The 11,045-nt window shown below is 61.6% G+C and carries 10 protein-coding genes; 2 read left to right on the top strand and 8 right to left on the bottom strand.

Annotated elements, in window-relative coordinates:
- Nucleotides 1-131: 131 nt before the first annotated feature.
- Complete coding sequence (locus RWK44_RS02045) at nt 132-578, bottom strand: GNAT family N-acetyltransferase (RefSeq protein WP_131641250.1); 447 nt, start codon at nt 576-578, stop codon at nt 132-134.
- Between the two features lie 514 nt (nt 579-1,092).
- Here RWK44_RS02045 and RWK44_RS02040 point away from each other — a divergent pair.
- Nucleotides 1,093-1,605 (top strand): hypothetical protein, encoded by a 513-nt coding sequence (locus RWK44_RS02040; RefSeq protein WP_077976944.1) that lies wholly within the window; start codon nt 1,093-1,095, stop codon nt 1,603-1,605.
- Nucleotides 1,606-1,717: 112 nt separating this feature from the next.
- The gene (locus RWK44_RS02035) at nt 1,718-1,921 is read left to right on the top strand and encodes a cold-shock protein (RefSeq protein ID WP_017956647.1); all 204 of its coding nucleotides are present in this window, start codon (nt 1,718-1,720) and stop codon (nt 1,919-1,921) included.
- Nucleotides 1,922-2,267: 346 nt separating this feature from the next.
- On the opposite strand, the gene RWK44_RS02030 is transcribed toward RWK44_RS02035, so the two are convergent.
- From RWK44_RS02030 to RWK44_RS02000, 7 genes are read right to left on the bottom strand one after another with little or no spacing between them, the layout of a single operon-like run.
- Nucleotides 2,268-3,899, bottom strand: a complete 1,632-nt coding sequence (locus tag RWK44_RS02030) for a GMC family oxidoreductase (protein WP_316028332.1) — start codon at nt 3,897-3,899, stop codon at nt 2,268-2,270.
- A 2-nt stretch (nt 3,900-3,901) separates the two neighbouring features.
- Nucleotides 3,902-5,431, bottom strand: coding sequence for an FGGY-family carbohydrate kinase (locus RWK44_RS02025; protein ID WP_316028299.1), 1,530 nt, complete (start codon nt 5,429-5,431; stop codon nt 3,902-3,904).
- Between the two features lie 32 nt (nt 5,432-5,463).
- A complete protein-coding gene (locus RWK44_RS02020) occupies nt 5,464-6,306 on the bottom strand; it encodes a class I fructose-bisphosphate aldolase (RefSeq protein WP_441005337.1) in 843 nt (280 codons plus the stop codon).
- Nucleotides 6,279-8,027 (bottom strand): glycerol-3-phosphate dehydrogenase/oxidase, encoded by a 1,749-nt coding sequence (locus RWK44_RS02015; protein ID WP_168280886.1) that lies wholly within the window; start codon nt 8,025-8,027, stop codon nt 6,279-6,281. Before RWK44_RS02015 ends, RWK44_RS02020 begins: the two co-directional genes overlap by 28 nt.
- A gap of 12 nt (nt 8,028-8,039) precedes the next feature.
- Complete coding sequence (locus RWK44_RS02010; RefSeq protein ID WP_316028298.1) at nt 8,040-9,035, bottom strand: aldo/keto reductase; 996 nt, start codon at nt 9,033-9,035, stop codon at nt 8,040-8,042.
- Entirely contained in the window at nt 9,032-10,036 is a 1,005-nt protein-coding gene (locus tag RWK44_RS02005) for a sugar-binding transcriptional regulator (RefSeq protein ID WP_222414821.1), read from the bottom strand. Before RWK44_RS02005 ends, RWK44_RS02010 begins: the two co-directional genes overlap by 4 nt.
- Nucleotide 10,037: 1 nt before the next feature.
- Nucleotides 10,038-11,030, bottom strand: a complete 993-nt coding sequence (locus tag RWK44_RS02000) for an ABC transporter permease (RefSeq protein ID WP_221999679.1) — start codon at nt 11,028-11,030, stop codon at nt 10,038-10,040.
- Nucleotides 11,031-11,045: the final 15 nt, after the last annotated feature.

Here is an 11,045-nt window from a genome sequence, read left to right as displayed (position 1 = left end):
GCTGCCTAAACCAAAGGCAGTATCGATCGCCGATGATGTTGCGTAACCTTTGAAAGACACTCGGCCATTCGCACGTTCACCCGGGCATGCTCAGGATTTTCGCTGGCGGATCGGAGATTCCCAATCTGGCGTTATCCGCTTGATCTGGAGTACAGGCCAAGGTCGCTTATCACGGCAAATTCGCAACGCTGATAGAACTCCGACAGCGCCCCTCCTCGTTGTGAGATCAGCCAGACGCTGCTACATCCTTCAACTGTGGCTGTTTCGAACATTGCAGAAAGTAGAGCAGTCCCTATTCCCTTACCCTGTGCGTCGGGCTGCACTGAAAGCTCGTCCACATAAATGACGGGGCCGGTATGGCGCCGCTGTCGTATCCCGAGCGCAATGCCGAGCACCTTGTCTCCGTCAACTGCCGCAAGTGCAATTGACCTGGGAGTTTCAAGCACATAGGTCACATTTTCTGCAGCCGCCTCAAGCGACCAGCTCTCATTCCACGGCGGCAGGGCATAGGCATTTACCAATACGGCGGCCGCGCCGCTAATGTGTTTTTCAACCAGACGCTCGATCCGAAATGACATAAACTCGCCTCACGCCACGTGAGGTGACATTCGCCGAAGGCTATTGGTTTCGCAATGGCGTGTTGGCTGCATCCGCAAGTTTTTCGCCGAGCTTGTCCCTAAAATGGTAAAGACCGCGGCTGCGCCAGGCAGGTCCGGGTCAGCCCGCTGGCTGAGCCAGCATTGAATGCTCTATTTCCACCTCACGTGAAGCCGCAAGATCCCAAGCGGGACTGGACGAATGATCTCTTCGGCCGCAGGCAGCATCTTTTCTTTTCGGCAAACCCGAGGGCGACGCAGTTAACGCACTGGTTCAGAACCGTCCGGTGAATGCTGAGCAGATCGAGGATGCGGCAATCCCTTTCAGCGCGCATGGGCAGCATTGGTAGTTTGATCCTGTTGAAAACGCGTGCTCCGCGGCGGGCGAATACGTCCCATACGGAACCAATTCACCGCCGAGTGGTTATATGACACCCTTCTCCTCGAAGAGCCGAGCGTCGTGATGTGGATGTTAAGCGGCCCGAAAGTTACGCAGATGATCAAGGTCCTTGCCTGCGCCATCGCCGCTGCGACGGCGTCAATGCTCATGGCCGGCGCTGCCAAAGCCGACGAGTCTGCCTTCCTCAAAACACTGGCGGGAAATTGGAGCGGTAAGGGTACGGTGAAAGTGCGGACAAATGCACCCACCATGAAAGTTACTTGCCGTTTCAAGTCGGACGCGAATGCAAGTTCCCTTGCGCTCAATGGGCGCTGCACCAGTCTCGTCGTTTTTTCCCGTGTCATCAGCGCTAACCTCAAGGCCAGCGGTGACACCTATACCGGCTCCTACGTCGGCGCAGGCACCGGCACCGCGGGTCTTGGCGGAAAACGCGCCGGCAATGCCATAAACCTCGCGATCAAATGGGCGAAAGAGGTCAATGGCGATCGACGTGCGCAGATGACGATCGAAAAAACCGGGGCATCGGGCATGCGTCTCACAACCGTCGATACCGACCCTGCGACAGGTCGATCGGTTGTGACGAGCCGCATTGAGCTTCGCCGGAGCTGATATCTTTTTACGTTCAAACAGCTGTTGGCGTGCTAAAGGGTTGATAGAGAAGCCCCGAAGCTATAGTTTCGCCTTCGCAAATCGTCGAACGATACAAGGAAATAGTTATCTCATGCCGACAGGTACCGTTAAATTCTTCAATGACGACAAGGGCTTCGGCTTCATCACCCCTGAGGGTGGCGGCCAGGACGTTTTTGTTCACGTGTCTGCGCTGCAGAGCGGCGGGTCGCTCCGCGAAGGCGACAAGGTCAGTTTCGAAATTGGACAGGATCGCAAGACCGGAAAATCGAAGGCTGAGAACGTCTCGACGCTCTGATCGAAATCGAAGATGGCCCAGCCTGCGTTGAGCGGGTTGGGCTCATCGTCACGAGTCGCGGGCGCGAATGCCTTCGTACTCTAAAGCGCGTCGTGATCTTCGCGCTTTAGGTCTTTGTGTTACGCATGTTGTTGGCGCAAAACCGCTGCACCGTTTGCGCCACATGCTTTAAGCCGAAACGCCGACGATTGAGCCTTGGCGTGTCGTCTGATGTCCGCGCCTTGGAAATCCCGAATATGACGCGTGAGGACGCTCATGCCAGCGCAGTGGCTGCAATCAGAGCATTTTCTCTCTGACAAAAGATGTTCCACGCATTCGCTTTAAACGATGCGATGAGCTGATCACATCACGCCCCTGACAAAATGCTCTTCGCGGCCTTCTCGGCAATCATGATCACCGGCGAGTTGGTGTTGCCCGATACGATCGTCGGCATGATCGAGGCATCGACCACCCGCAGTTTCTCCAGCCCATGCACCCGCAATTGCGGATCGACAACCGCCGTCGTGTCGCTGCCCATCTTGCAGGTGCCGACCGGATGGAAGATCGTTGTGGCGATATCGCCGACGCGACGGATCAGTTCCTCGTCAGTCCGGTATTCCGTGCCCGGCAGCATCTCCTGCGGCCGGTACTTGGCGATCGCACCGGCCTCCATGAGCCGGCGGGCGTGCCGGATCGATTTCGCCGCAACCATCCGGTCGCCGACGGTAGAAAGATAATTCGGGCGGATTTCCGGCGCCACGGAAAAGTCCGGGCCGACAACATGCACGGTCCCCCGGCTCTCCGGCCGCAGATTGCAGACGGAGACGGTGACGGCGGGATATTTGTGCAGCGGCTCGCCGAGCCGGTCGGTGCTCAAGGGCTGCACGTGATATTCGAGATCGGCGGTCGCAACGGCCGGATCGCTCTTGGCAAAGATACCGAGCTGGCTCGGCGCCATCGACAGCGGCCCGGACCGGCGCAACATATATTCAAGCCCCATGCCCGCCCGGGTGAACAGGTTGTGATAGAGCTGGTTCAGCGTCTTTGCGCCCTCGATGCGGAAGACCGTACGGATTTGCAGATGGTCCTGCAGGTTTTCGCCGACACCCGGAAGTTCATGGACGACGTCCAGTCCGGCAGCCGACAGCACATCCGGTCGACCGACCCCGGAAAGCTCCAGGATTTTCGGCGAATTGATCGCACCGGCAGACAGAATGACCTCGCGACCGGCGCGAGCCAGATGGTTCTGCCCGTTCCGCCGGAACCGCACGCCGGTCACCATTCTGCCGTCGAATTCCAGCCGCTCGGTTTCGGCTCCGGTCAGCACACGCAGATTGGGCCGCTTCATCGCCGGGCGCAGAAAGGCCTTGGTCGTGTTCCAGCGCAGGCCGCCGCGCTGGTTGACCTCGAAATAGCCCGAGCCTTCATTGTCGCCATCGTTGAAATCGTCGGTCTTCGGGATGCCGAGTTCTTCGGCGGCATCGCGAAAGGCATCGAGGATCGGCCAGGATAGCCGCTGCTTTTCCACCCGCCATTCGCCGCCTGCCCCGTGCATCCGCGATTGGCCACGATAGTTGTCCTCGGATTTCAGGAAATAGGGCAGCACGTCGTCCCAGCCCCAGCCGGAATTGCCCGCCTGCCGCCAGCCGTCGTAATCGGCCGCCTGGCCGCGCATGTAGATCATGCCGTTGATCGACGAACAGCCGCCCAGCACTTTTCCACGCGGGTAGGGCAGTGACCGACCGTTCAGTCCGACTTCCGCCGCCGTCCTCATCATCCAATCGGTGCGCGGATTGCCCATGCAGTAGAGATATCCGATCGGCACATGCACCCAATGATACCGGTCGCTGCCACCCGCTTCGAGGAGCAGGACGCGGGTTTTCGGATCAGCCGACAGCCGGTTGGCCAGAACGCATCCCGCCGATCCCGCGCCAACGATGATGAAGTCGTAGCTTCCCGCATCAATGGCCGCATCAATGGCTGCATCATCCACACGCATATTCACGCCGCCGCCCCCGCTGCCGCCAGCGGGACCGCCGTCAGACGCCGCCAGAGCGGTGCCATCGCTTCGGCGATATCCCGATAGAGAGCGTAGCGCCGCGCGTAGTGCGCCTCAACCGAGACATCCGGGCGATAGTGCCGCTCGGTCCGGACCATGGCCGCAGCACCAGCGCCGAAGTCCGCGAAGACCCCGACGCCGGTTCCGGCCGCGATCGCCGCCCCAAGTGCACCGGTTTCGCGCGAGCGGGCGACGGTGACGGGTACGCCGAGCACATCGGCAAAGATCTGCGGCCAGATCAGGCTGCGCGAGCCGCCACCGGAGAGCACCGCCTCGTTGAACACCGCGCCGGCCTTTCGGATCGTCTCGATGTGCTGGCGATGACCGAAGGCGACACCTTCGAGAAGCGCGCGAACGAGATGCCCCTTGGTGTGCCAGCCGGCAATGCCGTAGAAGCCGGCGCGTGCATGCCCGTCCTGCTGGGCGCCATAGAGATATGGATGGTAGAGCGGGTCGTCTGCCGCGGGCTCGATCGCCCCGGCCAGTGCGCAGCAGGCATCGAAGGGCGACACGCCTTCCGCATGCTCGCCTTCGAAGAACTCCCGCACCAGCCATTCGAGATTGGCAGCCGAGGTGGCGCTGTTCTCCATTGCCATGTAGCGGGTGCGATCGAAGGTCGAGGACATGAAGACCGGCCCGTCGAGGTCGGGACTGTCGATAACAACCTGGTTGATGCTCCAGGTGCCGGCAATGATCGAGGCGCTGCCGGTGCGCGAAACGCCCGAGCCGAGCGCCGAGGCGACGACGTCGAACAGCCCGCCAACCACGGGCGTACCGGCGGCGAGCCCGGTTTGCCTCGCCACCTCTTCCGTTACCGCACCGGCAATGTCGGCGCTTTCGATGAGCGGCGGCAACAGGTCCATGCAATCGACCAGTCCATAGGCTTCCATCAGTGCCTGGTCGTAGCGGCGCGCGGCCAGATCGAGCAGACCGGCACCCGACATGTCGGATACTTCGCTGACGCGGCGGCCGGTCAGGCGGTTGACGACGAAATCCTTGGAGAAGAACACGGTACCGATGCGGTTGAACAGTTCCGGCCGGTGACGCTTCAGCCAGGCAAGCAATGTCGGCGTCTGGGATGGCCACGGGCGCTGGCGGGCAATCGGATAGGTCCGGTCACCAACGCCGGCTTCTCGCCATTCATCGACCAGCCCGGCCGCCCGCGTGTCGAGCGACTGGATGCCGATGAGCGGAGCGCCGTCGCGATCAAGCGCATAGAGACCGTTGCCATGCCCGGCGCAACCGATCGCGGCGATTTCCTCCGGCGGGATCCTTGCCTTTTCGATGCAGGTGCGGATGACCTGTCGTGCATTCGCCCATAATTCGTCCAGCCCACGCTCGACATGCCCCGGGCTCGGCATGCGGCTGTGTCCCTCTTCCGACGCAGCCGCGATCTCGTTGCCCGCCCGGTCGAAAATCACCGCCTTGATGACGGTGTTTCCGGCATCGAGCCCCAAAAGATACTCTCCCATGCAGAATCCCTCCCAAGATTCGAAATCGCTGCTCAGCCCTGCTGGTAGAGCGCAAAGGCCTGCTCGCCGCTCGCATCCTCGTGCACGATCGCCATCAGACCGCGCACCACGGCACTCGGATTGGCGTGCTGATAGATGTTGCGACCATAGACCATGCCCATTGCGCCCTGTCGCATCAAGGCGGCGGATTTGTCGAAGACGGCACGAAGGTCTTCCTTGCCGCCGCCGCGCACCAGAACCGGGCAACGAGCTGCTTCCACCACTCTGTGGAAATCCTCGGCATTGGTGGTCGGATCCGCCTTGACGATATCCGCCCCCATCTCGCGGGCGAGACGCGTCAACGTAACGATCTTGTCGGCATCGCCATCGACCATGTAGCCGCCCTTTTCGGTGACCGGCTGCATCACCAGCGGCTCGATCATCAGCGGCATGCCATACTTGTCGCAATCGGCCCGCACCCGCGAAATGTTCTGCACGCATTGGCGGAACAGGTCCGGCTCGTCCGGCAGCATGAACAGGTTGACGACGACGCAGGCGGCATCCATTTCGATCGCGCCGATCAACGGCTCGCTCTCGTTCTGCAGCACCGCCCACATGTCGCGGTGGCGGATCCGATTATAGGGATTGCCCATGTCGATGCGCATGACCAACGCCGGCTTGTCCTTGCCGGCCACGTCCTGCAGCAGGTCCGCCTGGCCGTAATTCATCTGGATCGCATCCGGCCCGGCTGAAACCAGGGCCTTGACGACGGCCTGAATATCCTCCAACCCGTTGAGGAAGGACGGTTCGTTGCAGACCCCGTGATCGATCGCCACGTCGAGGCAACGGCCGCCGCCGAACAGCCGGTTCATCCGGACTTTGCTGTTGTGTCGCATTCTACGCTCCTTGGTTCGTTCCTTGCCGAAAGCATGTCTTCGTCGACGCCGTGGCGTTCGCTGAGAAGGGTGAGAAAACGGTCGCGCTCACGGGCGCGATGCGCGAGCGTCCAGTACTTTTCCTGCGCCAACAGGTCGAGTACGGCATCCATCATCTCGAGCGAAAGCTCGCCTGAAACGGCCAGCGTCGTGCGCCGCAAAAGCAGGTCGTCCAGATGTTCCACCGCTTCACAGCGGATCAGGAACTGCAATTCGCGCACCGAGTAGCCGGCGTGCGGCAACACTGTATCGGGGCTTGCCACGATGAAGCCGGCAACCGCCTCGGCATCCGTGCCGTACCGGGCAAACAGCTCAACCATCCGCCGAATGGCAAGGCCCTTGCTGGCCGCGATCTGCGCAAGCCAGACGGACGCGTTGTCGGGATATGCCCGCCCGCCGCCGATCGGCCGATCGGCTGTCGCAACACGCCGACGCCCGGCTAATCTTTCCAAAGCCATGTCGGCCGCCAGTTCCCCGAAGGACCGGAATGTCGTCCATTTGCCGCCGATCATGCACAGAACCGGTGGGCCACCATCCTTCGGCTCTACGACCGTGCAGAAATGATCGCGCGGAATGCGGCCGGTAAAACTGTCGGTGCTGACCGGCAGCGGCCGCACGCCGGAAAACTGGAAAACGATCTGTTCGGGCCGGATGGCGATATCAGGCAATACGAAGGCGAGCGATTGCAGCATATAATCCCGCTCGTCGGCCTCGCAGCGCACCGATTCCGGATCGTCGACGCGGATGTCGGTCGAACCGACGAGAACCTTGCCGAGATAGGGAAACAGGATACAGATCCGCCCGTCCTCGTTCTCATAGTAGATCATGTGATCCGCGAGCGCGTCGCGCAGCTCCGCATTGTCGACGATCAGATGCGAGCCCTTGGTGCCGCCCATCAGTGGTGCCGGCCGCGCTTCTGGCGAAAACAGGGTCTGATTGGCGATGTCGATCCAGCCGCCGGTGGCGTTGATGATCAGCGCCGGTTCGACGGCAACGGACGCGCCGCCGATCTGGTCTTCGACACGGTACTGACCATCCTCTGTCCGCCGCAGTTCCGCATAGTTCAGCGCCATTGCCCCAAACTTTGCTGAAAGACCATCCTGCAGAAGCTCGATTCCCAGCCGCTCCGGGTGGCTGACCCAGGCGTCGAAATAGGTGGCGGAACTCTTGATGTCGGGATTGAGCGCCGGCCACTTGGCAAGCGTTCTGCGCCGGCCACGAAACTGGTGGCGCGGCATCAGCGCCCGTTTGCGGGTCAGGAAATCATAGATGCTCAGGCCCGCCTTGATGGCGACGGCGCCACGCCGGCTCGGGCGGCGGCTGAGGCCCAGAAAGCGGACGATGCCATTGCCGAGGCCGGAAAAGATATCGAACACCGGCACCGTCGTCGGCAGCGGCGCGACGTAATGCGGCGCATTGCGCAGCAGACGGTCCCGCTCGACCAGCGATTCCTGCACCAGCTTGAATTCGCCGTTTTCAAGATAGCGGAGCCCGCCATGCACCATGCGCGACAGCGCCGAACTGGCCCCGGAGCAATAGTCGTGTTTCTCGACGAGCAGCACATTCAGCCCCTGCAGCGCCAACTCCCGAAAGACGCTGATGCCGTTGATGCCGCCGCCGATGACACAGACGTCCACCTTTGGGCTCTGGCGGAGCCCGTCCAATATCTCTTGCCGATTCATGATGGCGATCCGCTACCTGTCCATGTCAGTCAGTTTCGCCGCTATGGCCGTATCGATGGCAGCAAGCTCGGCCGCATCTAGCCGGATCGTCCCCGCCCGCGCATTGTCGAGCGCTTGTGCCGGATTGCGCGCCCCGCAAAGTGCAAAGGTGACGCCCGGCTGCGCCAACGTCCAGGCAATCACGATCTGGGCGATGCTGGCGTCGTGTTTTTCGGCGACCGGCCGGATGGCGTCGGCCAGCGCTGTTGCCTTCTGGCGGTTGTCGACCGAAAAGCGCGGATTGCCCTTGCGCTGGTCGTCACCTGAGAACACACGGTCAGGACCGATGGTGCCGGACAGCAACCCCAGCGCCAGCGACGAGTAGCTCAGCGTCGCAATGCTGTTGGCCTTGGTCAGCGGCAGAAGCTCTGCCTCGATCTCCCGGTCGATCATGCTGAACCGCTCCTGAATCGCGTCGAGGCCACCGACAGCGATATAGGCATTGAGGTCGTCGGGACTGACATTGCTTGCGCCGATCGCCCGGATCTTGCCCGATGTGCGCAGGTCTTCCAGCGCCCGCATCGTTTCCTCGATAGGGGTCGTCGGATCTTGCCAATGGGTGATGTAGAGGTCGATATAGTCGGTTCCAAGCCGCCTCAGGCTTTCCTCGACCTCATGCAGGATCGCGTCGCGGCCGAGATAACGGTGCACCGGCTTGCCGTCCTGGTCGAAAAAATGACGGCCCTTCTGCGTATGCCAGACAAGGCCGCATTTGGTGGCGATGACAGCCTTGTCGCGGCGCCCGCTCAGTGCCTTGCCGACGATCTCCTCGGAACGTCCAAGCCCATAGGCCGGCGCCGTGTCGATCAGCGTCACGCCGGCATCGAGCGATGCCTGGATCGCGGCGATGGATTCGACCTCGTCGGTCCCGCCCCACATCCAGCCGCCGATCGCCCAGGTGCCCAATCCCACCGCCGAGGCGGAAACGCCCGATTTGCCGATCTCACGTGTCAATTGCCGTCCGCTCATGCCCATTTTCTCTCCCCATTCGCCAATGCCAGCACCCGAGCACCCGTCGCCTCATCGGTCACCAGCGTATTCAGATGATTGCCGCGCAGAACGCTAAGGATCGGGCCTGCCTTGTTCGGTCCGCTCGCCACACCGATCTTGGTGGGAATCGAGGCGAATTCCGGCAGCGTCAGCGACACCAGCGAACGGTTGAGGCTGTAGTCGCAGATCTGACCATGATCATCGAGCAGATGCGCCAGCAACTCGCAGGAGGCACCGGACCGCTCGATCGCGGCGCGGTCGGTGCTCGAGGACGGATGCAGGTCGTAGTAGCTCGAATCGTCGGAGAGGATCGAGCCGATGCCGACCACCGCCACCTTCGCCTCACGCGCCCGTTTGAAAACGTCTGCGACGGAACGCATGTTGATCAGCATCGCCCGCTGCTCGGCATCGTCGGCAAAGAGCGGCGCATGGATCTGGTAGGAACGCCCCCCAAGCCGGTCGGCCATCAAGGTCGAGACATGGTTGACGTCGGTATAGTGCTTACCCTGGACGCAGCCGGTTACTGGAATGACCTCGACATTGAACCGACGCGGCGGCTGCAGACCGGCAACTACGGCGCTCACCCCTTTGCCGCCGGTGATGCAAATCGTATCGCCGTCGGTGATTTCTTCCAAAAGCAACCTTGCTGCCGCTTCGCCGACGGCTTGAAGCGCCGTCTGCGGATTGTCGGACACTGTCGGCACCACCACGGCGCGGCCGATGCCGCCAAGCGCTTGGAGCCGTTCTTCCATGTCGACCAGCGGCTCGACCGGCGACTTGATCTTGATCTCGACCAGGCCGAGCTGGCGGCCGCGCTTGATCAGGCGGTTGACGGTGGCGTGCGAGATGCCGAGCTGATCGGCAATCTGCGCCTGTGTCAGTCCCTCGAGGAAATGCAGGACCAGAGCCTGGTGCATCTGCCGGGCGATGACGATTTCCTCGCGCGGCGCATTTGCGGGTTTGAGTTTGGCTATCGGCATATCAGGCAGCCTTCCGCTTGTGCAGGAAATGGTCGATGGAGACGGCGGCAAGCAGAATGCAGCCTTTGATCATGTCTTGCCAATAGACGGACACGTCGAGCAAGATCAACGAGCTTGTTACGACCGACAGCAGGGCGATACCGAGGATTGCCCCGAGGATCGTGCCGGAACCGCCATTCAGCGACGCACCGCCGATCACCGCGGCTGCGATGATGTTGAGTTCCATGCCGACGCCAAAGGTCGGGGTCGCGGCACCGAAGCGGGACATGTAGATCACCCCGGCAACACCTGATAGCGTGGCGCAGAGCACCGTCACCCAGAACTTCACCTGGTTGGTCTTGATACCGGAATAGAGTGCCGCCTTCTCGTTGCTGCCGGTGTAGAACACCTTGCGGAAGGCGGTTGCCCGGCGCAGCAGGAAATCGAACAGCACGACGACCGCAACAAAAATCAGGATCACATAGGGGACGCCATAGAATGTGCCCTGCCCGACCGCCTTGAACGAGGGTGGCAAGGTGAACAGCGACAGCGGCGTGCCCTTGGTGATGATCAGGCAGATACCGCGCACGATGACCATGGCCGCAAGCGATGTGATGAAATGGTTGAGCCCGACGACCGTGACGAAGAAGCCCATGACACAGCCGATCAGGCCGCTGGCGATAACGCCGATCAGGGATGCGCTCCACGGATCGAGCCCCATCAGGAACAGTGAACCCGACAGCACCATTGAGAAGCAGACGACCGAGCCGACCGACAGGTCGATGCCGCCGACGATCAACAGGATGGTCATGCCGACGACGACGATTCCTTCGACCGAAAACGACATCAGCATCGCCCGGAAATTACCGAGCGTCAGAAAATGCGTCGAGGCGAAGCTCATGACGATGCAGAGCGTCAGGATGATCGCGATCAGGCCCGCCTCGCGCATCGTCCCCAGCCGTTTCCAGCCGGGCGCGCGTGCCTGATGTGCCGTTGCCAATGTAGCGTCCGCCATGACCCTGTCTCCTGC

This window comes from Rhizobium sp. 25PS6, from assembly GCF_032464655.1.
GTDB classification, from domain to species: domain Bacteria; phylum Pseudomonadota; class Alphaproteobacteria; order Rhizobiales; family Rhizobiaceae; genus Rhizobium; species Rhizobium laguerreae.
This window is presented reverse-complemented; position numbering and strand designations above follow the sequence as displayed.

Bases quoted from the DNA above. Each gene is read 5' to 3' on its own strand.
- RWK44_RS02035 (WP_017956647.1), top strand. From the start codon at position 1,718: ATGCCGACAGGTACCGTTAAATTCTTCAATGACGACAAGGGCTTCGGC.
- RWK44_RS02015 (WP_168280886.1), bottom strand. From the start codon at position 8,027: ATGAATCGGCAAGAGATATTGGACGGGCTCCGCCAGAGCCCAAAGGTG.
- RWK44_RS02025 (WP_316028299.1), bottom strand. From the start codon at position 5,431: ATGGGAGAGTATCTTTTGGGGCTCGATGCCGGAAACACCGTCATCAAG.
- RWK44_RS02000 (WP_221999679.1), bottom strand. From the start codon at position 11,030: ATGGCGGACGCTACATTGGCAACGGCACATCAGGCACGCGCGCCCGGC.
- RWK44_RS02045 (WP_131641250.1), bottom strand. From the start codon at position 578: ATGTCATTTCGGATCGAGCGTCTGGTTGAAAAACACATTAGCGGCGCG.
- RWK44_RS02020 (WP_441005337.1), bottom strand. From the start codon at position 6,306: ATGCGACACAACAGCAAAGTCCGGATGAACCGGCTGTTCGGCGGCGGC.
- RWK44_RS02030 (WP_316028332.1), bottom strand. From the start codon at position 3,899: ATGCGTGTGGATGATGCAGCCATTGATGCGGCCATTGATGCGGGAAGC.
- RWK44_RS02040 (WP_077976944.1), top strand. From the start codon at position 1,093: ATGATCAAGGTCCTTGCCTGCGCCATCGCCGCTGCGACGGCGTCAATG.
- RWK44_RS02010 (WP_316028298.1), bottom strand. From the start codon at position 9,035: ATGAGCGGACGGCAATTGACACGTGAGATCGGCAAATCGGGCGTTTCC.
- RWK44_RS02005 (WP_222414821.1), bottom strand. From the start codon at position 10,036: ATGCCGATAGCCAAACTCAAACCCGCAAATGCGCCGCGCGAGGAAATC.